Below are 21,781 nucleotides of genomic sequence, written 5' to 3'. Positions count from 1 at the left end.
GGCTGCGGGGAGCAGTCCCCCGCGACGGCCGCGGCGCGCCGCGAGCGCGCGGGCCGCGTCCGCCTTCTCGTGCGGCGTGTGACCGTGCTGCTCCACCATTCCAGGTACGCGTGGCAGGATGCCTGCCTGCGGTTGTCCGTGGGTAGTGCGTGTCTACGAGCGGCTCCACCGCCTGGGTACGTGATCGAGGGGGCGATGGATGAGCGAGGGCGCTCTTGGGGACCGGTTGTCGGCAGCGGTCGGGCGTGGCGACGCGGACGCGGTGCGAGGGCTGCTGGAGTGCGGCGCCGATCCGAACACTGCGTTCGTGGACGGACTTTCGGTCATGTGCGCGGCGATCTCGGCTTTCGATACGGAGGTCGTCAGCGCCCTGGTGGAGGGCGGGGCCGACCCCTGTCTGGTCCAGCCGGACGGGAGTACGCCGCTGGAGCGTGCTGTTGACGCCGGCTCCCCGGAGACTGTCATGGCGTTGTTGTCTGACGACGTGGTGCTGCGGCTCTCGACAGCGGCCCGTGACGGGCTGCTCGATTCGGCCCGCAGGTGGTATTCGAACGGCGTGGTTGAGGAACTGCGGCGCCTTACGGGCGCCTGCGGCCCGGTCGGGTCCGTGCGTATGCTCGACGACGGCTACAACTACGTCGATCAGGTGTCGTCGGGTGGCCGCACTGTGCGTGCGGGACACGGCTCGATCCTGACCGCTCTGGAATGGTCGTTCCGTGTGCCGACGCCGGTGGACGCGATCATCGACCGGGCGGTCCGGACCGACGAGGACCATGTGGACTGGTGGACGGCCTGCTGGACCCTCAGCCGGCAGCGCAACCAGGAGACATGGTCAGCTGTGGTAGCTCACCGGTTCCACCCCGACCGGGCACACCGTCGCTTCGTCACGCTCTACCTCCAGCTCCTGAACTGGGCCGTCGGCGAGACGCCCTTCCGCTCGCAGGAGTCCGGTGACCTCCTGGCCGTCTGGGCGCTGGAGGAGGCCGATGGCGCAGTGCTCGCGCGAGTCCTCGACACGTACACCGACCACGAACACCCTTTGCTGGAGTCCGTCGGTCTTCAGCTCTGCTCCCACCCCGACCCGCGCGTGCGTGAGCAGGTGCCGTACGCCTTGGTCGAGGAGTTCGTCGTCGCATCGGCGGCCGCCCGAGCCGCTCTCGCCGCCCTTGTTCACGACCCGGTCCCCGAAGTGCGCATGGCAGCGTGCAGGGTGGGCCGCAGGGACTCCGGCCTGTTGCCGGACATCACTCTGTCCCTTCTTGCACTGGCCACGGATCCGGACCCCTCGGTACGGCTTGCGGTAGCCGAACAGCTGGCCCTCTCGTCGGATCGCTCGGCGACCGTCGCGGACACTCTGGCGGATCTGCTCGACGAGGAGGATCAGCTGATCCGGCTCGAAGCGGCGTACGGTCTCGTTCTGCGTGACGACCCCCGGACCGCGGAGGCGATCGACCGGGTGGGAGAGCTCGGTGCGGGCTTCGAGCACGACCACCGTGCCAGTGCGCTGTGGACCTGGCGGTGGCAACGGAACCGAGCGACCGCCCGATGATCTCGCGCTCAAGCGGGCACGCCGTAAGCGGCGGCAGCCCTTGAGCTCGAACCGTTTATCCGCCGAATCCCGCCTGTCCGCTTCCGCCGCCGCGGGCTCGTCGTCGCGGCCGGCGAAGTGGTGAGCGGACCGGCCGGAGGACGACTACGACCAACTGCGTCAATGGCTCCGGGGGTCCGGCAGGCACCCCTGCATGCCCGGGGCGCCGGAGTCGACGCAGTGGCCCGGTGATCGGCGAGAGACCGCGCGAAGGGCGTGGGTCACGCCTGTCCGTCCGTGGTGGAAACCACCCCGGAACGGGAATCGATGTTCGCCCCGGGCGTCGGTCTGGTGTCGGCGGTCCGGGGTTCGCGTGGTGTGGCGTACATGGTCAGGCCTTTGGGCGTCGGCGTGAGTTCCAGGCTCACGCCGATCCTGCGGCCCGGCCGCGCCGGGCGCAGCGTGCGCGAGCTGGCCAGGGTCGCCAGGGCGACAGGCAGCATGGCATCGGCCGCGGCCGCGCCGGGGCAGTATCGCGGACCCAGACCGTAGGCGAGCAGCGCGGCAGGGGCTGATGGCGGCTCGGCGTTGGGGAGCCAGCGCTGTGGGTCGAACACGTCCGGGTCGGGGTAGCGGTTCCTGTCACGACGGAGGGCTCCCAGCGGCAGGGTGACGACGGCTCCGGCCGGGATCCGTACACCGCCCTGGCAGGTCTCGTGGCGGGTGCGGCGGACCAGGAACGGGATGCCGTGGAGGCGGGTGACTTCCTGCACGAAGGCTGTGGCGAGCGGTAGCTGGTCTGCTTGGAGGCGGCTCGTGTCGGGCGCGGCGTCGACCTCGTCCTGGAGCGCTTGCTGGTAGTGCGGGTAGCGGCCTAGTTCGTAGCAGGCCCAGGAGAGGGTGGAGGCGCTCGTCTCCATACCTGCGATCAGCAGAGCGCGAATGTCGCGCAGCACCACGTGGGGATTCCCGGGAGCGGCAGCTTCGAGCAAGGACACCAGGTCCTGGCCGTCCGGGTCGGGCCGGTGACGGTCTCGCACCTCGTGGACGGCCTCGTCCAGTTCGGTGAGCGCGCGGCTGCTGGCGCGGCGCCGAGGCACAGGCACCCAGGGCCAGGGTGCGAGGGCGTAGCGCCAGAAGATTCCGCCGGACAGTGTGGAGCGGGCGGCCGCGATCTTGGACAGGGTGCCGGGAGCGAGCTCGCTGTTGAGGATGCAGCTGACGAGGAGCCCGCAGGCGAGCCGGCTCATCTCCACCCGCATGTCGAGCGGTCGGTCGGCAGGCAGGTCAGCGAGAAGCGACAGGGTACGAGCCTGGACCTCGGGCCCGAGAGCGGTGAGCCGGGACGCGGTGAACGCGGGCCTCATCACGGTGCGCCGCTCCCTGTGGGCGGCGCCCTCGATGCCGACCACCCCGTTCTCTGTGAAGTCGCGCAGGCTCGGGTCCGGGCCCCAGAACCGGAAGGTGCTCTCATCACTACCGACCTTGCGCAGCAGTGCCGGGTCGTTGACCTGGTAGGCGGTCGCCGGGCCGGTCCTGGTCCGGACGACCGGGCCCGCCTGGTCGAGGTTGGCCGGGTCGAGCCAGAAACGCAAGGCGCGGGAGTGGGCGAGCGTTCCGGGGCCGGGGGGCACGGGCGGTTGCCCGTGACAGGCTGACCTATCCACATTCATCAGCTTCTCTGTCCTGTCCACGTTCGTCGGCCTCCACGGCTACGGCCGCCATTACGGCTGGGCAACGATCAACTGCGGGCGCGGTCACGGGTGGGGCGCCCCTTTCCGTCGCCAAGCTCGCGCGGGCGGCAGCACGCCGTCTACACCGGGACGCGAACGTCCCCGGCCGGCCCGCCGGGGTATGCGAGCTTGGCCCGGTTGTACGTCTCGGCGGCGTCGGCGAACTTGTTGACGAAGTGGGCGTTGATCGCGCCCCCGGCCACCGCTCCGAGGAACGGCACGATGCCCGTGACCGCCTTCGAGCCGAGCATCAGCGAGAACTTCAGCGCTATCGCGTGCGCCTTCATTTGAAGGAGCGGCTTGGTCAGCTTCGCCGCCATCTTGCCCCCACCCTTTCCGGCCACCTTCCCAGCCACCGCGGTCACCACCGTGTGCCCGCCCTGCGTCAGGACCTGCGTCATCACGGCCTGCGCGAACGTCGGGTAGGCCGCGTTGAGGGCGATCAGGCCCGCCGCGCCGCCCAAGGCGGCCGCCGTGACGCTCAGGGCGTCCCGTTCCACCGCCCCCGACCACAGTCCCAGGATGATCGCCAGGTCTTCCTCGGCCTCCACCACGGCGCCCAGTTTGTAGCCGATGCCCCAGGCACAGACGGCCATCTTGCGCAGCAGGACGGCGAAGTCGGCGGCCAGCGTGGCGATGTGGGCGACCGGTATCGCCATCGCGGCCGCGCTGGCGGCCGCCACCTGTGCGATCTGGGACGCTCGCCAACCCGACAGGGTCTTGTAGTTCGTCACCGCCCGCGCCGCAGCGCTGCTGTCGCCACCCACACTGTTGAAGGCCTTCAGGAACATTTCCGCCGTGATGTCGGCTGCCATGGCCCACTCCCCCCTCACCCCTCCGAGGCCGCAGCCCGCGACGAGGTCCACGACGCGGTGCACAATCTGCGACGCCTGAGCCTGCTCTCCGTCGACACCACCGCCACCACCACCCCCCGCACGGAGCCAGACTCCGGCGCCGACCCGGTCGGCGCGCTCGCCGGCAAGGCAATACGCATCCACTCCCTGACCCAACACGCAACCCGTGACCTACTGGACCCACCCGAACGCCGTGCCGCCGCGGGCTCCGCCGCCCAGGCCCTCGTCGAAGGCTGGCGGGCCCCGCAACTCCCCGCCCGCCTCGACCGAGCCCTGCGCGCCAACGCCTTCGCCCTCGCAGGCCACGCCCAGGACGAGCTACTCACCCCCGTGCCCCACCCCGTCCTCTACCGCGTGGGCCACAGCCTCGGCGACTCCGGCCAGGCGAGCGCGGCGCTGCGCCACTTCCGCCGCCTGCACGAAGTCGTCGACGCCCGCTTCGCACCGGACGACGAGATCAGCCTTGACACCCGGGGACACCTCGCCTGGTGGCAGGCCAAGGCGGGCGACCCCGCCGGCGCGGCCCGCGCCTACGCCTCTCTCTACGCGGACCAGGACCGCCTGTACCCGTCCGACCACCGCAGCCTGCTCCAGACCCGCCAGAGCGCCGCCGTCTGGCAGGGCGCGGCCGGTGCCCCTCACGCGGCCGTCACCGAACTGAAGTACCTGTACGAACTGCGCATCAGCCTTGGACGGGCCGCCGACCGCGACACCATCAGCAACCGCAACCACCTCGCCAACTTCCTTTCGGCCTCCGGAGACCACGCCGGAGCCCTGGCCCTGCACGAGGCCGCCTGGCGCGAGGCCGAGGCCCGCCTCGGCCCCGACCATCCGGACGTCCTGTGCGCCCGCTCGGCCGCCATGCACCACCGAGGAGAACTCGGCGACGTGGCGAGCGCGCTCGCCGCCCTGCGGGAGCTCCTCGAAGTCCAACAGGTCGACGACCCCGAAGGTCTCGACACCTTCGCCACCCGCGCCCGCATCGCCGACTGGACCGGACGCGAGGGCGACCCCGCTCAGGCCGTCGCCCTACTGGGGCCGCTCCTCGTCGACCGCCTGCGCGTGATAGGCCCGGAGCATCCTCACACCCTGGGCACCCGCATGGACCTGGCCCGTTGGCGTACGGCCGCCGGCGAACCGGCCCGCGCCGCGACCGAACTCACCGAGCTGCTGGCCGACGAGGAGGAACTGCTCGGCCTGGACCACCCCGCCCTCCCGGTCACCCGCGCCGCTCTCGCCGACGCCCTGGAGAAGCTCCGCCACCGCTGACCGATCGGAAGCCGTGTCAGTACCGCCCACCAGTGGCCGTCCGTCATGGACCGACGTCTCCGCAGTGGCTGCAAGGCACCGCTCGGCGGCCTCCCTCAGGTTGTGCCGAAGTTGCCACCTGTCCGCGACCCGAAGCGCTTGTGGTGCCCGGGCCGTGGCGCCTTCGGCGAAGAGGAAGCCCGATCGGGCAGCAGATCCAGTGGACACCGGCTTTCGACGTCGACCAGGACGGTCCCGTAGTGACGTCCTTCACGGGTCGCGTGTCAGCTACACCGCCCGCGGTACCGGCCTGTTCAGGGTCGCTTCCCCAGGGCCCGCTCGCCTCAAGCCCGCCACTCAGCGTGCATGCTCCACGGAAAGTGAGCCAGAGCCCGAAAACGGGAGGCGCCCTGGATGGTCGGGCTTGCTCGTTCGAACAGGGTCAAGACAGTCGGCCGTCCGGGGCAGCCAGCCTCGTTCCGGCCGCGGCTCTCACCTCGGTCGTCTCCATCGGGTCATCGCGCAGTACGGCGAGCCGGTCCAGTGTCTCCGGGATCGTGGGTGCCGAGGTGATCCCCAGCAGTCGCGTTGTTTTCTGGCAGTCCCAGAGGGACTCGGTATAGATGTGCTCCAAGCCGTCGTCCCCGCTGATGGCAGCCAGGGCCTGCAGGTAGGCGGTCCGCTCGTACGAATGCGGGGTGTGGAGCCAGAAGCGCCGGAGGTAGGGGACGGCCCCGGCGGCGTCAGGTCCGAACCGGGCCAGGCGCCGGGCCGTCTGGCCCGGTCCGCACCAGTCTTGCGCCGCCCACTGTTCGGCGAGCTCGTTCACCAGGCCGGGCAAGGCCTCCGGCCCGGGATGGTCGGCCAGGATCTCCGTACCGAGCAGAGCCAGCCAGGGGCGCTCCGCCTGGGCCCAGCCGTGCGCCGCCGGTACGGCGAGCGTGCCCAAGCGCCGGACGGCCCGGCCGAGCATGGGCAAGGGGCGCAGGCCGTTGGACATGCCCAACCAGGGCACCAGCGGGATCAGCTCCTCAGCAGGCTTTCGGGCATTCAGGGCGCGCAGCGCGTCGATCTTCGTGTGGTCTCCCGTGTGGCTGCCGGAGAGCAGACGAAGGAGTTCTGCGGTGCTGAGCCCGTTCAGTGACGGCCGCGGAACGAGCGGCTGGCTCTGGACCGCGATACCGAACCGCGTCCAGGGCTCGGAGTGCCACGGAAGTTGGGCTTCAGCGCTCATCCGGACGCGTGCGACGTCACCGAGGTCTTCCCACCACTCCGGTGGCCAGCCGACTGACATCCGCTCCAGTACACGCACCCAGTGCTCACCTTTGCGGACATACGCCCGCAAGCCGTCCTTGGCTTCGACCGATCCGGCGAGAGCCAGCAGTTCCAACACCCCGCAGGCCCGCAGGCAGGCCTCCTCGTCCCCCGCCAGCATGTTCACGACCGGCATGGGAGACAGGTCCAGATCACAGACCAGCCGCGCCAGATACACGGACCGCTCGTCGGACTGGTCCCACAGCCAGTCACGGCGGATCCCGTCGTACACGAACGCGGCAGACTCCCGCGGGGCCCGGAGCGCTCGCACCACACCCAGGCCACGCCCGCGTTGCAGCAGACCCTCGACGGAGTCAGGGAGGGCATATGACATCTCGTACTCGTAGTTCATCACCCGGCACCTTGCCCGATCCGGGTGATGACCCGCCACGCGATGTCCGCCGGGCCCGACCAGTCGAACCGGCAGACCACGCCATCGGCAGGTCCTGCGGCGGACTGACCACAAAGATCCAACTCGCCTCCGACGCTCAATGCCGGCTACTGGCTTTCGTGCTCACCGCCGGACAGGTCGGTGACGAACCCGCCTCCATTCACGTCTAGCCCTCCTCCGCATCCCTCGACGGCGAGGACGGCCCCGCACAAAGCCAAAGGTGGTCCTGGCCGACAAGGCGGACTCCTGCCACACCGAGCAGCAGCACCCGCCAGGGTGCCACCGCCCTTGACGCGGAACTTTTCACCTCGAAGTTTGGTGAGGCCCGCCGGCAGCAGTGCCGGTGGACCGTTTTCGTGACGCGGGCTGAGAGTGGGGGCGGGTCGAGGCCCCGAGTATCTGGTTCCTCACGCCTCGTCAAAGGCATCGAGCAGGCGTTCGTACGCCGGCTTCGGCCGCAGGGCCGCGTCCCACGGCAGGGAATCGGCCGTGCGCGGAGGGTAGATCTTGGTGTCGGCGGTGGAACCGTACCGGTCGGTGAATCCCCATGTGGAGAACGATGTGCAGTTCGGCTCCTCCAGGCAGACCCGCAGCTTGCCCGCCATCTCATCAGCCTGGATCTGCCGCCCGTCCTCCTCGTCCTCGCCTACGGGGACGTCCATCTCCGACACCCGCGCCTGAACCCCGAGCTCCGCCAGATCCCGTACATGGCTGCGGAAGGTCTCCGGGTCGATGCGGTCGCCAGGTGCGTACTCGTGGTTCTGGAAACCCACGCCGTCGATCGGTACGCCGCGTTCCTTGAGCCGCGTGACCAGATCGTAGAGAGCGTCCCACCGCTCGCCTTCCTCCTCGACCCCGTACTCGTTGAGGAACAGCCGTGCCTGCGGATCGGCCCGGTGGGCGGCCCTGAACGCCTCGTCGATGTACTCCTCCCCCATGGCCTCGAACCACGGGCTCTGCTCGGAGCGCAGACCTAGATCCCCGTTGGTGTAGCTCTTCTCGTCGTCGGACATGGGCTCGTTGACCACATCCCATTCCGCGACCTTTCCCTTGAAGTGCCCCGCAACCGTGGCGATGTGCCGGAGCATGGTCCGGCGCACCTCCTCGGGGTCGTCGTTCTCCCGCATCCAGTCGGGCAGAGCCTCGTGCCAGACGAGGGTGTGCGCATGCACCTTCATGTCGTTTGCGCGGGCGAAGCGAACGAGTAGGTCCGCGTCACGGAAGTCGTAGACGCCCCGGCGTGGGTGGAGGAACTGTGGCTTGAACGCGTTCTCCGGAGTAAGCATGGAGAACTGACTGCCCGCGAGCGACCGGTAGCGCGAGTCGGTGAGCAGCGGGTTCTCGGCCAGCGCGGTGCCGACGTCGAACGGCCGCCCTACTTCTGCGGCCCGCGCACGCAGCGAGTCGTCGGACTGCTCCTGGCGTAGCTGCGGCGCCTTGATCACGCGGAGCGAGTCACCGCTCTCTGCCCGTGCGATCAGCTGCGTCAGACGCCATCCCTCGCGGCGTTCGTGTGTGCTCGCGTCTGCCTCCAGGCCGAACCAGACAGTGCCCTCGGCGAACACTCCCGGGTCCTGCACGGTTCCCAGCCGCCGCCCGTCGGCTTTCACGCGGAAGGTGTCACCGATGCTCGACACGGCGACCGTGACCGTCCCGGAGCAACCGCAGTCGAATTCCTTGGAGGTGGCCGGCTCATCGCCCTCGCCGTCCCATATCTGTACCTTCACTCGTCCACCGGCGGTCACGCCGACGCGGAGTGAGGGCCGTTCCTGCCGCCACTCGTCGTAGATGACGGGTACTTGTCCGTACAGCCGCAGCCATGAGTCGCCGCCGCCGTCGCCCACACCGGACATGCGCGCGGTGACGGTGAAGTCGCCGTCGGATCTGAGATGCGGGCCGGCCAGGTTCAGCGGGGGGTTGGGCTGGCCGCCGGAGGAGTCTTGCTCCACGATGTGCCGATCCAATGCGCTGATCCGCAGGATGTCGTTCCGCGCGATGGTGCCCGGCATCTGCGTCCAGTCGTGGTTCCGCAGCAGGTCTTCGTCGTTTCCGCCACCCGCGCTTTCGCCCTGCCTCGTACACCCGGCCGCCACTGCCATGACGAGCGCCACGGCGGTCAGCCGCCGCCACGTCCCCCTACCAAGGTCCACGGTCCCTCCCATTCTCTTGTTCGGTACGGGCTCAAAGCCTCGAAACCGGAACACAGTTCATCACATGGGGTACAGCGGTCTTGTGGGTACTCGGTGCGTGAAACGGAGGTACGCCGGCGAGCTGCCACGCCCTGCTCACGATGGGCTTTGCCGCTGCCCCGGCTGCTGCCGGCGGTGTCCCCTCCTAGACGGCTCCACCACACCTGAGGTCTTCGCCTTTGATCAAGGCCCTCGTGTCAACAACGCTCGTGATCGATAAACCTGCTGCGTGGTGCATCTGTGAGACATGCGCCGTAACGTTCTATAGCCGCCCGTACGCCCTCAGTAAGCATCAGCCGCCGGAAGGGGGACGGGCAACCAAAAGTTGGAACGCGGACATCTTCGGGCGAGCATCCGCTCCCGTGTTCCGGTGATGCGGTGGTACCTGGTGCTGCTCGGCCGGGCGGCCAAGCACGTGGGCCGCCCGGCTCTGTTGCCTGGGTCGCTGGACCCGGCTGCCGGTCAGGCCGGCACGCCGTGCGATTCCAGCAGCCGGCTCACCGAACGCGCGGCCGCCCGTCCGGCACGGTTGGCTCCGATGGTGCTGGCGGACGGTCCGTAGCCGACGAGGTGCACGCGCCCGTCGCGTACGGCCCTCGTGTCCTCGACGCGTATGCCCCCGCCGGGCTCGCGGAGTCGCAGTGGCGCCAGGTGGTCGACGGCGGCCCGGAAGCCGGTCGCCCACAGGATCACGTCGGCCTCCACCGACCGGCCGTCGGCCCAGGCCACCCCGCCCGGGGTGATCCGCTCGAACATCGGGAGCCGGTCGAGTACCCCCTGTTCGCGGGCGCGCCGGACGGCGTCGTTGAGTGGCAGTCCGGTCACACTCACCACGCTCTGTGGCGGGAGTCCACGGCGTACCCGCTCCTCCACCATGGCCACGGCGGCGCGTCCCTGCTCCATGCCGAACGGTCCCTCGCGGAACACCGGAGGACGCCGTGTCACCCAGTACGTCTCCGCCGCCACCTCGGCGATCTCCATCAAGTGCTGAGTGCCCGATGCGCCCCCGCCGACCACCACCACCTTCAGGCCGGCGAACTCCTCGGGCCCGGGGTAGTCAGCCGTGTGCAGTTGCCGGCCCTTGAAGGTCTCCTGGCCCGGATAGCGGGGCCAGAACGGCCGGTCCCAGGTGCCGGTGGCGCTGATCAGCGCGCGGGAGGCGTAGGTGCCCTCGGAGGTCTCGACGAGCAGCCTGCCCTCTTGGCCCTCGCGCACGGCGCTCACCTCTACGGGACGGTGCACCTGGAGGTCGAAGCGGCGCTCGTACGCCTCGAAGTACGCACCGATCACCTCGGAGGAGGGGCGGTCGTCGTCAGCGCCCGTCAGCTCCATACCGGGCAGGGAGTGCATACCGTGCACCTTGCCGTACGTGAGCGAGGGCCACCGGAACTGCCAGGCTCCACCCGGCCGGGGCGCGTGGTCCAGGACCACGAAGTTCTCGCCGGGCAGGAGCCCGATGCGCCGCAGATGGTAGGCGGCGGACAGCCCCGCCTGCCCGGCACCGATGACCACCACGTCGAGCTCGCGCGTCCTGGAATAGTTCACTGTTCTACCAACCCGTGAAAGGCTCCGAATCTTCCCGGGCCCTATCCACCGGGCCGACAGCACGGGCCGACGACACAATAGAGTCATGCCCGATACCTTCACCACGCACGTACTGAACGTCACCACAGGACGGACCGAGACGGTCCTGGACCTGACCGACGACTGCACGCAGTTCCTCGCCCGCGCCTCCCACGACAGGGACGGCCTGCTCAACATCTTCGTACCCCACGCGACGGCCGGAATCGCCATCCTGGAGACCGGGGCCGGTAGTGACGACGACCTCCTCACCGCCCTGCAGACCCTGCTCCCCGCCGACGACCGCTGGCGTCACCGCCACGGCACGCCGGGCCACGGGCGCGACCACGTACTCCCCGCCCTGGTCCCGCCGCACGCCACCTTGCCGGTGATCAGGGGGAGGCTGGAACTCGGGACGTGGCAATCGGTCTGTCTTGTGGACACCAACGTCGACAACAGGGACCGGCAGGTGCGGCTGAGTTTCCTGGGCTGATCAAGATCGTCCTGGGGCGCCCGCCAAGTCCGACGGGCCGTGTCGACTCATGTCCGGCCAGGCTTTGCCGCATCGTCATCGCACCATGACCGCCACACCCCCGGAACCGATGCTGGGCCAGCCTTTGCCGCCAGAGCGTCGTAGCTTCCCCTCGCACGCCGGTCGGCCGACGTACCACGTCCTGGCCGACCGCGCGGCGGCTGGATGACGTCACCGTCCAGACACGAGTCGCGTTCCCAGCTGATCGGTCGGGGCGGTCGGCTCAGCGATCGGATGGGCGGGATGAACGTGGGCCGTCGTCGAGGAGGCCCACGGGAAAGAAGGGGAGCCTCGTCGTGACACCGACGACCGCTAGGAGGTACTCGGTGAGCGCAAGGGGGCGTCAGCCGGTAGGGCACGCCCTCGTCGGTCACACCGTGGTTCCGGACATGCCCAGCTCTGACTCGCTCACGGGCTGACCACGCGCTGTCGGCTGTGCCGCGCATCGTGGTTGTGAGGAAGGTGCTGGTGCGCTGGAGCTGCCCCCTGAGGTCGCCCCGGAGCCCGGATGGGCGGACACCGCGACTATGGCCTCGGGGTGGGGAGACTGCAGAAGCAGGGCCGACAGTCCGCCGACGAAATGGCGCTGTCTCCGCGCACACGGCGCACCGGGAGCACGCGGACCTCGTCTCCGCCACAGACGCTGATCTCGCCCCACGTCCATCGCCTGCCGCCGTCACCGTCACCGTCTCCGTCGCCGCAGCGATCGGGGCATCCCCCCTCGCAGATCCCTCGAGATCGCCGCCTCATTCACGAACGCCCCACTCCCCGGACCGTCGGTCAGTTGGGCCCGTTTATAACCGAGTTCCGACGAAAGATTCACCCGCCCACCATCCGCACATACGGCACACGAACTCGATCTCGCAAGTGAGAAAGAGATTAATTCGTGACAGTCGACTAGGTCACGGAATGCCCACTTCGCGAAGAAGCGTTGATGATCTAATGCCCAAGTCGATGGCCAGGGCACGCAGACGGTCTCCATTGCGCACTCTGCTTTCGGCTTCCGAATGACGCGCGCACGGGGAAGCTGCGTTGACACGGGGGGATCTGGGCCAGGCGGGGGGGGAACGGCGGAAGGGGCCAACTGGGCGCGTGTCCAGGGGCTCCGGTCACTCGTCGCGTACGGCCCGCACGCGTCCCGTCCACCGTGCCTGCAGGCTTCTCCATCCAGGACAGCGCGCCCAGTTGGACGTACGCATCGAGACTCGACATCAGCGCCGAGGCAGGACGGGGGGAAGCGTCGTGTGGGCACCATCGGCCATCCGGCCGCGGTCGGCTGACTACGAGGACCGCACCCTGGGAGCCCTGGCCACGGCGCCGATGACGGTCACTTGCGTCCGCAAGACCTCTTCGCCGAACAAGTGGAACCCTCAAGGACCTTCACGGGTCTTGGACCGACTGCAGGTCTTGGACCACCTGAAGGAGCGGTACGCCCGGAAGGTAGGCATCACGGCCGCTGGAGTACACATCGCTCCGCAGCCCGGTGGCCGTGAGAGCAACACCTCTTGCGTCTTAGCAGAGTTGAAGTTGGAAACCAGCTTTGAAGTGCCCTCCAGCAGGTGCCCCGGCGGCCTCCTGGAGGGCAGAGGCGATCGTCGATCGCCGCATAGACGGGCGAAGGACGTCTCCCGCCACGGCTTGGACCGGTCGGCCGGCGTCACGCCGCCGTCCGACGGAGCATTCGCGGAGCCCGTCGGCGCGGGCAGAGCCGCAGCAGCGGTCGTCCGTGGAGAACGTCCCGATGTTCCCGGCCCAGCCTCCACCACTGCTTCCGTGCAGAGCGGCGCTGTCGAGCGGTCGGCGTTCCGTAGCCGCCGACGTGGTGGGTACGGCGGCACATTCGCTCGCAGGATCCGGGGCGATGGCGGGGGCCGTCGCGCAGCGCAGCGGGCTTGCGGCCCGTCGGTGGTTGGCGGCCTTCCTCGAGGACATCGTCCGAGCCGGCGCCCGCTGCCGACCTTCACCGACTCCTCATTGGTCCGGAGCTGCCGCTCGATCCCCTGGAAGACCGTCGCCCAAGAGGCTGGTCCGGACTTCAGGCCACTCACCCCGGAGGAAAGCAGCCGGGTCGAGCGGAAGCAGATATGCGCGTATGTCCGCGTTCCATCACTTCACCTAGAGAGAGAACTTGTGCACGTCCTCAGGAAGGCGTCTGCTGCCGCGGCCGCCACGCTTGCAGCACTGACCCTCGGTTCATGTTCACCGTCCGGACCGTCGTCTCCTGGCATGACCACCGGGGAGGCACACGTCGACAAGAGCAGGTGGCCGAAGGATGTTCCCGACTCCGGCCTGACCAAGGGTCTGGCACTGCCGCTCGAAAGCTACATGGTCCCGTACTCGGATCAGGTCGTCATCGACTCCGCTCTTCGCGATCTCCAGACGGAGTGCATGTCCACGTACGGATTCACCGTCAATCTGCCGCGCCCGGGCGTGCATCCGCCGGCGAGCAGCAACAGTATGAACATCGAGCGTCGATACGGCATCACCGATCGCGCCGAGGCGGAGAAGTACGGCTACCTGCTTTCGCCCGAGCAGCAGAAGTACACCGCGCAGCAGACTCCCGACCTGCCAGGAATCCAGGTCGAGGTTCTCACCGGGCACACCAGGCCGGAACCGGTCGAGGCTCCCGCCGGCAGCGACGTCGGCTACTCCGGGGTGGGCGAGAACACCAAGCCTGCTCGTGCCGAGTACAAGGGCAGGAAGCTGCACAAGGACGGCTGTGCCGGGTGGTCGAAGCGACAGCTCGAGCTGAATGAGTCCGATGCGGGCTTCGTCACTCAGCTCGCGTCGACAGGCCTTTCCGAGACCCGCCCCCACAAGTCGGTCGAGCAGGCCGTCAAGAGGTGGTCGGCGTGCATGAAGGACAAGGGCCGGAAGGCCTCCGATCCGTACCGGGCCATGGAACAGGGCCTCGTCGAGACCGACACCCAGGACTCGATCGCGCTCGCACTGGACGACATCGACTGCAAGGAGCAGACCCGCCTGATCGAGGTCTGGTTCAAGGAGGAGTCGGCGGTCCAGAAGCGGCTGATCAAGGAGAACAAGGACCAGCTCGACGTCGTCAAGACGCGCACGAGGGACGTCCTCACAGCCGCCAAGGCTGTCAAGTAGGTAACCCGAGGAGAAGAGAAAGTTGAGAAAGAGACGTATCCGTCTGCGCACGCCGGTCACCCTCATGGTGGCCACGGCACTGGCGATACCGCTGGGTCTGCCCGCGCAGGCCGAGGAACCGAAACCGCCGGCAGACGCGGCGCAGGGGTGGAGTGATGCCACCCGCAGCCAGGAGAAGTTCTCTCCGGAGCCGTCCGCGATCCCGGTGAAGGACCGAGTCCGAATACTCGGCGAGGACTACGAGAAGTCCTCCGACACCGCGGTCACCACGAGCGGCGACGGGACCGGCTTCCACGTGCTCGCGGGTAAGGAGGAGGACGGCTACCAGCTTCGAACCGTCGCCAGCCTGTTCGAGGACGGCTTCGCCTCGGACACATGGATCGGCAACCACTGTGTGACCGGGTCCGGCAGGTACGCAGCCGTCTCGTACGCCCCGCGCATGTTCACCAACAAGCCGGAACTCATGGTTCGCGGCGCCTTCACGGCGGTGGTGGACCTGGAATCGGGCAAGGTGACCAAGCTGCCGTTCCAGTCGTCGCTGGCCTACTTCTCGCCCGGCTGCGGCCAGGGTGATCAGGCCGTGTTCACACAGCTCACGCACGACGGCGACGAAAAGCAGCAGACCCGCCTCATATCCGTCGACGCTGCGACCGGCAAGCAGCGGCAGCCGGTCACGCTCGCCGGGCAGGTCACCTCCGCGATCCCCACGGCCGAAGGGATCGTTGCCGCACACGGCAACAAGGTGGTGCGGATCAACGGCAGGACCGAGAAGCCCCTGGCCACCACGAGGGCGGTGCCCTTTCAGATCACCGCCGATGCCGAGGGCGGCATCACCTACATCGACCGCGAGCTCGACAAGGACGCCTCCAGGACGCCGACCAGCTGGGCCGAGCACCTGGCCCCCACCGCGGTCGCGCGGGGCAAGGAGGCGGAACCCGTCACGGTGGCCACCGGCCGGCTGAACGCCTGGGATCTGACCCGTTCGGCGCGCGGCGAGGTCTTCGTGACCGGGAATGCCACGTCCAAGACACTGCCCGCACGCATACACAACCCCGGCAAGCTCCCCACGGGCGCGGCCATCTCCAGCAACGCCCAGGCCGCGCTGACCACCACGTGGTCCGACGGGAAGACCACCTTGGTCAACCCGGAGGACGCGGCCAAGCCCCGCCCGGCTCGCACCACTCTGCGCATGCTGGACTCGGGCACGTCGGTGACGCTCGACCTGCGTCCCGGCGTCAACCGTGTCAGCAAGGTGACTGAGGGCCACGCGCTCTCCCCCGCTCTGCCCGGCGGCGGCCCGCTCGCCTCCGGTCCTTACGGGTCGGAAGCGACGGGCCAGGCCGGTGAGGACAAGGCCGGCGAGGGCATCTCCACGCAGAGCTTCCGCACCCAGGCGCTCACCGCACAGTCCGACAGCCCCAGCGAGGGCACCGGGGAACGCTACTGTGCGGTAGCCCGCAACGACGCGAAGAAGCAGGCGTTCCAGCCCACACCCCGCCAGGTCGAGTGGGCGGTGAATCAGGCCGTCGTCGGCGAACTGAACTTCTACCGTTCGAGCAACTGGAAGAACACCGGCACGGGCGGTTATCAGCCCCAGGGCCTGTTCCCCGCCACCGTACTCGCCGGTGATCCCAACGGCACCCTCGACAACGAGGACCCCGATGTCACCGACAAGTGGCACATTCCCGCGCAGGTGATGCTCGGCATCACCGCGCAGGAGTCCAACATGTGGCAGGCGACCCGTTTCGCCGTACCCGGCGTCACATCCAACTCCCTGATCGGCAACTACTACGGCGTCGACTACGCTCCCGACGGCGAGCAGCTCGACCCCTGGAAGATCAACTGGGCTGACGCCGACTGTGGCTACGGCATCACCCAGGCGACCGACGGCATGCGTCTCGCAGGCAAGACCAAGCCGGGCGAGACCGCGTTGTCCACGCTCGCGCAGGAGGCCGTTGCCCTCGACTACACGGCCAACGTCGCGGCCGGCGTGCGGATCCTGTCCGAGAAGTGGAATCAGACCTACAGCGCCGGCATGAAAATCAACGGCGGCCACCCGAAGTGGATCGAGAACTGGTTCTTCGCCCTGTGGGCCTACAACTCCGGCTTCTACGATTCCGTCGACTCGGCGGGTCACTGGGGCGTCGGCTGGACGAACAACCCGGCGAACCCGTTGTGGAAGGCCAACCGGGTTCCGTTCCTGCAGAGTGCCACCAACAACGCCGGGGACGACTACAGCCATGCCGCGCATCCGCAGGACTGGCCGTACCAGGAGAAGGTGATCGGCTGGGCAGCCCGCCCGATATCGGCGATGTTCGCCCCGGGTGACTTCCAGGCGGGCTACCGTCCCGCGTGGTGGACCACCAATGGGGACCGAGCCAACGCCAAGCCTCCTGTCGATCTGTTCTGCGACTCGTCGAACAGCTGCGTCTCCTCCAAGATCGGCGACAACGACTCCAACGATCCTGGCATGGGTGCCTGCTCGCTCGACGCGGGCAACAGCGACACCAATCCGCACTGGCTGCACTGCTGGTGGCACGAGGAGATCACCAAGGAGCAGTGGAAGGACTGCGAGCGACTCGCCGAGTGCGGCAACGGGGTGCACCGTTTCAGCACCTCCTACGGTGAGCAGGCCGACGCAGGTTCCTACCCGCCGAACTGTTCCATCGGATCCCTGCCCACCAACGCCCTGGTGGTCGATGATCTGCCCGACGGCGTCACACCGGCGGGAGTCGACACCGCTCGCGGATGCGGCGCGGTGAAATCCAGCGGCACGTTCAACTTCACGTTCGTCCCGTGGGACACCAAGATGGACCTCACGGACGACGACACGGACAACCCGACCACCGTCACGACCTATCCGGGCAAGATCGACACACACCAGATCGGTGCGGGATACGGCAATCACTTCTGGTTCGCCCACACCCGGTCCCCCGAGTCCTACCCGGCCAACGCGAACAGGATGAAGGTCACCGGCGCGTGGAAGCTGAACGCGCCGCTCACCAACACCACGCGTCAGGCCAAGGTCTTCGCGCACGTTCCGGACCACGGCGCCCAGACGAGCAATGCGGTCTACCGCATACAGACCGTCGACGGCGAGGAGGAGGTGAGTGTCTCGCAGACCGCCAACGAGTCCAACAAATGGGTCGACCTGGGTGCCTACGACTTCGGTGACCAAGCCCCCGAGGTTCGGCTCGACAACTTCAACGGCGGCGACGGTTCGGCCGACATCGCCTTCGACGCGGTGGCGTTCGTCCCCGGTACGTACAACGGCCAGAAGATGACCGGCAACATGACGGTCGACCTGACTGCCCCTGACCCGGCTCCGGTCGAGCCCGGTGACGAGATCGCCGAGGACTTCTATCCCGGAGTGGCCCTGCTTTCCTCCGGGGCCGCCTCGCCCACCCCGAAGGCAGCCAGAAGCAGCGCATCGTGCTCCATCGTGTCGGTTTCGATCACCCGCAAGCGCACCAATGCATGCATTCACGACGAGGTGACGACCACATTCTTCACGGACGGCGCACCATCGGGCAGGTCATATTTCGACTACTACAACACCATCTATCTCGATGCCCGGAGTGATGAATTCTCTCAGGTCACGACGATGGTGTTGAAGTCGATGACAGGCGCGCTGAACACGGTCACCATGGACTACCAGGCCAAGTGCCGCGGATACTGCACCGTCACGAGCGTCAACTGGTCGGGTTCCAAGGTGTTCGCCAAGGGTGACACCGTGGTCAGGACCATCACCACCCGGTTCAAGTGGACACCGAGCGCCGGCACCACGAAGAACGTGATCACTCCCTACTGGACCTTCGGGGGGTCGGGCAACGGCGTTCCGATGCCCGTTCCGACCGAAGTCGAAAAGTCGAAGCTGGACATTCGCTGCGACAACTCGATCACAAATGCCGGAACCGGCTGCGTGTTCCCCGGTTACACGCCGACCTATGTGATGAACTCCAAGAAGTTCCCAGGCGCCGCCGCCCACATCGACCTGATGTGGCGGAAGACCAAAATCAACTGGGGCAATCACAACGGGGGCAAGCCGCTCACCTACCTCGGTAACAAGATGGCGACCGACGACCCCACCAAGACGCAGCAGGCCCGCAACCGGCAGCTCATCTGTGAGCGACGGTGGAAGACGTACAAGGACACCGGCCTGTTCAGCGACATGTGGTCCGCGGACGCAGGAAAGCCGATCACCGACAAGAAGAGCTGCGACGAGTTCACGTTCGCCAACTCCCTGCAGAGCGGCGGAAACGTCAACGGCCCCAACCCCGTCTCGTACAGCGGCGCAGAATGCGTGCAGACCTATCTCAGGCGCAATCCCGATGACAGTATGAGCCTGAATCTGCGCCCGGACGCACCGGCACCCACCTGGAAGGAGCCCTGCGGCCGGTCGTCGATGTCGAACTGGGTCAACACCCAGTCGATGCAGCCCTTCGGGACCTTCATCAGCAATGAGCGTCTGATGGAGGACGACGACTACTGGCTGGACCTCGACGGATTCACCGCACCGACGCCGTAGCAGCGAAGTGAACTGAAGTGAGAATGCCCCCCACGGCTGACCGTGGGGGGCATTCCTGTTCTGTCTCCCGAACCCTCGCGGCGGCGGCGACGTGCCAAGGACGCGCCTCCCGCACGACTGCGTCATGACCTCCTGGGTGATGCTCCGGCGACGCCGGGACGCTCAGGGTGAAGTGCCCCGACGACCGACCGGGGTGCCTCACGTCACAACCAGAGGAGTCGCCCTTCGTCGACCTTGCAGACCGGGTGGTCTCCGTCGGCGATCTTCGTCAGCATCTCTGCCAGGGAGTCGAAATACTGGGCCAGTGATTCGTACTCACCCGTGACGGTGATCTCCCCGACGAACCACCTGCCGATCCGCCCGTCCCGCGTGTCGATGAACTTCCCGGCCCAGCCGTCCTGGTCGGACAGGAAGGGGATCCACTCATTACGCCAGAACGGATTGTCCGGCTGGTCCGGCGGGTCGAACCCACCCGGCCTGGAGCGGTTCGTGTAGAGGCTCTCGATGGATCGGATACCCAGGAAGAAGCTGCCCTCGTCCGGGAATCCGGCGTAGCCAGAGCATTCGACGTCCTCGTCCACGTCTTCCTCAGGAAGATCCAGATTGTTCTGCAGCAGCCACGCCCGCAGGTCCTGCGGGAGGACGACGCCCATGCGCTCCTCGGCGGCCACGAGCATGTTCTCCGTAGCCGGCCCGGGAAGATCCGCGTGATCACCGGGGGCATGCTGCTCAAGCAGCCCCATCACCCGGGACCAGCTCTCCTCGACAGTCATTCTCCTCTGCCCTCCCTGCTCGGATGTCCCCGCGACTGCGCCACCGCGGGTGAGACCGCTCGAAGCGTCGGTGCCGGTCGCTGAAGTCCCGAAGCCCGTGGGTGGAAAAGCCATCTGTGGGCGAGCGCCGACCGGCAGACCTCGCAGGGATGGTACTCCGCGCGACCCACCTGCACCGTCTCGCCCCCACCTGGCGCTTTCCGGCCGCGCGTACGGGAGCGGACACGGAAAGCCGTCGCGGCCCTGGAGACGGACCAGGAGGCAGGCAGGGCCGACTTAAGGGCCCGGTGAGGGGCACGGGCCGCCGGTCACCTGGATGCGGGACGGCTGCTCGACCAGGCGCACTGGGTGGAGTGGCAGGGGCGGGGCGGGCGTACACGTACGCGGCGGCGTAGCTCTGGGCGGGGCGGGGCGGGGTGCCAGGCGCTCGGGTGAGAGCGCTCAGGCGACGCCGCGATTCCAAGTCCGTTGACCGTTGCGGTCCAGTCACGGTCCGCACGGTAACCGATGGCCCGTCGGTCCGATCCAGGACTAGGATCGACAAGTCATTGTGCGGGGGCACCACTTGACGACGTCGCGACCATCGGCCGGTCGCGGGTGGGGATCGGCTGATCGCCGGTCGTGGGGTGCGCATGTGCTCTTCGCGCACCCATAGCGACGCGGGCGGGGGCAGCATGGTGAGGCGCACGGGCGGGCGGGAACACCTTCGGAGGGTGTCGGAGCGTCGTCGGCCGGTCTTTTCCGAGCCGGAGGTCCAGAGGACCTCGGCCCGCACGGTCCTCATGGCCGCGGTCCTGACCGGGGTGTCCGCCGTCGTCGTCAGCCTCATCACCGGCCTGGGCTCGTCGCTGCAAGGGCTGGTCGCCGACACCCTGTTCGGTGAGGACAAGCCCGCCGCGACGGCCCGGCCGGTGTCGAAGGCCTCGTCGGCCGTCGCCGTGGCGGTCCTGCCCGGGGAAAGCAGCGCGTTCCTGGTCTCGGGGCAACGGGTCAGCGAAGCGGACCGTGCGGTGCTGACGGGACCGTACGATCAGGCGGCGCTGGGCCGTCTGTTCCGGAAGGCCGGCGCGGTCTCCCTGATCAAGACCGCCTACAAGCTGTCCGTGACCAACACATCGTCCTCACCCGTCACCGTGGTGGACATCGTCCCCGTGATCACGCGGCGTACCCCGGCGCTCGACGCCACGATGATCGAACCGCTGGGAGGCGTGGCCGAGGACACGATCCCGGCGGAGCTGGACCTCGGCGAGCGGAACCCCAGGTTCACCCAGGAGGGCAAGCCCTACTTCACCGGGAAGTCGCAGGTGCTCGAACCGGGCGACGGCTTCGTCATGGCCGTGGAGTCGAAGCTCCTGAGCAAGGAGTACGTCGAGTACCAACTTCGGGTGGACTACATCGACGGCAAGGGGAAGAAACAGTCGCTCCAGGTGAACGAGGACCCCGATGTCGTCCACCCGGTGTTCCGTGTCTCAGGGCCCATCGACGACGACGCCGAATACACCGACCACTGGAGGCCCGCCGAATCCGGCCGGGCCTGGACACTGACCGCCCCGGCCGGTGACTGATAGGGCTGTCCCCTGAAGAATCCGTGGGTCGCCTCGGGCGGGGCAGGTCGGCGGCACGGCCACCCTCGCCAATCCGGCGAGGGTGAGGTTAAGCGTGCGGGCGAGGCCGGGCACGGCGTGGTGGAGTCGTCGCCCCCAGGCGGCAGTCACGAACGATCTCCCACGTCTTCATGTGCGCAAAGGCGTGCTCGACCCGGGGCCGGACCTGCTTGTGGAACGTGTTGTGCTCCTCCTTCCGGTCCGGGAGTTGGCTCTGGCCGCGCTTGCGGCGGTGCGGGATGACACGACCGGTGCCCGCGGGGCCGCCGTCGGCGATCGTCAGGGTCCTGCCGGCTGCGGCCGTGGCGCCGGATTCCTCCCACGCCTTGCAGTCGTTTCGGTTCCCGGTGCGCGGCCGGCCGACGCCGACCATGCGGATGTGGGCGTCGATGACGACCTGGTGGTGTGCCGTCCTC

The 21,781-nt window shown here is 68.2% G+C and carries 13 protein-coding genes and 2 pseudogenes; 6 read left to right on the top strand and 9 right to left on the bottom strand.

What is annotated here, in order from left to right; translation table 11 throughout:
* Positions 1-199: 199 nt before the first annotated feature.
* Positions 200-1,549 carry a HEAT repeat domain-containing protein gene (locus IA22_RS0131690; RefSeq protein ID WP_030125590.1) on the top strand — a complete coding sequence of 450 codons (1,350 nt, stop codon included), beginning with the start codon at positions 200-202 and terminating at the stop codon, positions 1,547-1,549.
* A 260-nt stretch (positions 1,550-1,809) separates the two neighbouring features.
* On the opposite strand, the gene IA22_RS0131685 is transcribed toward IA22_RS0131690, so the two are convergent.
* Together IA22_RS0131685 and IA22_RS0131680 are read right to left on the bottom strand one after the other, a co-directional pair.
* Positions 1,810-3,201 carry a cytochrome P450 gene (locus IA22_RS0131685; RefSeq protein ID WP_234434653.1) on the bottom strand — a complete coding sequence of 464 codons (1,392 nt, stop codon included), beginning with the start codon at positions 3,199-3,201 and terminating at the stop codon, positions 1,810-1,812.
* 140 nt (positions 3,202-3,341) lie between these two features.
* Positions 3,342-4,076, bottom strand: coding sequence for a hypothetical protein (locus tag IA22_RS0131680; protein WP_157840947.1), 735 nt, complete (start codon positions 4,074-4,076; stop codon positions 3,342-3,344).
* A 57-nt stretch (positions 4,077-4,133) separates the two neighbouring features.
* Between IA22_RS0131680 and IA22_RS0131675 the strand changes: the two genes are divergently transcribed.
* On the top strand, positions 4,134-5,384 hold the full coding sequence (locus IA22_RS0131675; RefSeq protein ID WP_051694866.1) for a tetratricopeptide repeat protein: 1,251 nt from the start codon (positions 4,134-4,136) through the stop codon (positions 5,382-5,384).
* Positions 5,385-5,453: 69 nt separating this feature from the next.
* On the opposite strand, the pseudogene IA22_RS37830 reads toward IA22_RS0131675, so the two are convergent.
* The 4 genes and pseudogenes from IA22_RS37830 to IA22_RS0131655 form a co-directional block, all read right to left on the bottom strand.
* Positions 5,454-5,644, bottom strand: a pseudogene (locus IA22_RS37830) (ISL3 family transposase); the annotation flags it as partial.
* Positions 5,645-5,805: 161 nt separating this feature from the next.
* Entirely contained in the window at positions 5,806-7,029 is a 1,224-nt protein-coding gene (locus IA22_RS0131670; protein WP_030125586.1) for a hypothetical protein, read from the bottom strand.
* Between the two features lie 446 nt (positions 7,030-7,475).
* Positions 7,476-9,218: an endo-1,4-beta-xylanase gene (locus IA22_RS0131660; RefSeq protein WP_030125585.1), complete on the bottom strand. Its 1,743-nt coding sequence runs from the start codon at positions 9,216-9,218 to the stop codon at positions 7,476-7,478.
* Between the two features lie 501 nt (positions 9,219-9,719).
* Complete coding sequence (locus IA22_RS0131655) at positions 9,720-10,802, bottom strand: NAD(P)-binding domain-containing protein (protein WP_030125584.1); 1,083 nt, start codon at positions 10,800-10,802, stop codon at positions 9,720-9,722.
* Positions 10,803-10,887: 85 nt separating this feature from the next.
* Between IA22_RS0131655 and IA22_RS0131650 the strand changes: the two genes are divergently transcribed.
* Entirely contained in the window at positions 10,888-11,310 is a 423-nt protein-coding gene (locus IA22_RS0131650) for a secondary thiamine-phosphate synthase enzyme YjbQ (RefSeq protein ID WP_030125583.1), read from the top strand.
* 47 nt (positions 11,311-11,357) lie between these two features.
* Here the strand turns inward: IA22_RS0131650 and IA22_RS38365 are convergent, their stop codons facing one another.
* A complete protein-coding gene (locus tag IA22_RS38365) occupies positions 11,358-11,951 on the bottom strand; it encodes an oxygenase MpaB family protein (RefSeq protein ID WP_413251898.1) in 594 nt (197 codons plus the stop codon).
* 1,624 nt (positions 11,952-13,575) lie between these two features.
* Between IA22_RS38365 and IA22_RS0131645 the strand changes: the two genes are divergently transcribed.
* Both IA22_RS0131645 and IA22_RS0131640 read left to right on the top strand, forming a co-directional pair.
* Positions 13,576-14,460 carry a hypothetical protein gene (locus IA22_RS0131645; RefSeq protein WP_030125582.1) on the top strand — a complete coding sequence of 295 codons (885 nt, stop codon included), beginning with the start codon at positions 13,576-13,578 and terminating at the stop codon, positions 14,458-14,460.
* A gap of 64 nt (positions 14,461-14,524) precedes the next feature.
* Complete coding sequence (locus IA22_RS0131640; RefSeq protein ID WP_030125581.1) at positions 14,525-18,988, top strand: golvesin C-terminal-like domain-containing protein; 4,464 nt, start codon at positions 14,525-14,527, stop codon at positions 18,986-18,988.
* Positions 18,989-19,191: 203 nt separating this feature from the next.
* On the opposite strand, the gene IA22_RS0131635 is transcribed toward IA22_RS0131640, so the two are convergent.
* Positions 19,192-19,761: an SMI1/KNR4 family protein gene (locus tag IA22_RS0131635; protein ID WP_030125580.1), complete on the bottom strand. Its 570-nt coding sequence runs from the start codon at positions 19,759-19,761 to the stop codon at positions 19,192-19,194.
* A gap of 713 nt (positions 19,762-20,474) precedes the next feature.
* On the opposite strand from IA22_RS0131635, the gene IA22_RS0131630 reads away from it, so the two are divergent.
* Positions 20,475-21,326, top strand: a complete 852-nt coding sequence (locus IA22_RS0131630; RefSeq protein ID WP_030125579.1) for a hypothetical protein — start codon at positions 20,475-20,477, stop codon at positions 21,324-21,326.
* 72 nt (positions 21,327-21,398) lie between these two features.
* Here IA22_RS0131630 and IA22_RS34430 read toward each other — a convergent pair.
* A pseudogene (locus IA22_RS34430) lies at positions 21,399-21,777 on the bottom strand (transposase family protein); the annotation flags it as partial.
* Positions 21,778-21,781: the final 4 nt, after the last annotated feature.

Source organism: Kitasatospora papulosa, assembly GCF_000717245.1.
GTDB lineage: Bacteria > Actinomycetota > Actinomycetes > Streptomycetales > Streptomycetaceae > Streptomyces > Streptomyces papulosus.
This window is presented reverse-complemented; position numbering and strand designations above follow the sequence as displayed.

Excerpts from the sequence above, each read along its gene's own strand:
- IA22_RS0131690 (WP_030125590.1), top strand. The coding sequence starts at position 200 with ATGAGCGAGGGCGCTCTTGGGGACCGGTTGTCGGCAGCGGTCGGGCGT.
- IA22_RS0131685 (WP_234434653.1), bottom strand. The coding sequence starts at position 3,201 with ATGAATGTGGATAGGTCAGCCTGTCACGGGCAACCGCCCGTGCCCCCC.
- IA22_RS0131680 (WP_157840947.1), bottom strand. The coding sequence starts at position 4,076 with ATGGCAGCCGACATCACGGCGGAAATGTTCCTGAAGGCCTTCAACAGT.
- IA22_RS0131670 (WP_030125586.1), bottom strand. The coding sequence starts at position 7,029 with ATGAACTACGAGTACGAGATGTCATATGCCCTCCCTGACTCCGTCGAG.
- IA22_RS0131650 (WP_030125583.1), top strand. The coding sequence starts at position 10,888 with ATGCCCGATACCTTCACCACGCACGTACTGAACGTCACCACAGGACGG.
- IA22_RS0131645 (WP_030125582.1), top strand. The coding sequence starts at position 13,576 with ATGACCACCGGGGAGGCACACGTCGACAAGAGCAGGTGGCCGAAGGAT.
- IA22_RS0131640 (WP_030125581.1), top strand. The coding sequence starts at position 14,525 with ATGGTGGCCACGGCACTGGCGATACCGCTGGGTCTGCCCGCGCAGGCC.
- IA22_RS0131635 (WP_030125580.1), bottom strand. The coding sequence starts at position 19,761 with ATGACTGTCGAGGAGAGCTGGTCCCGGGTGATGGGGCTGCTTGAGCAG.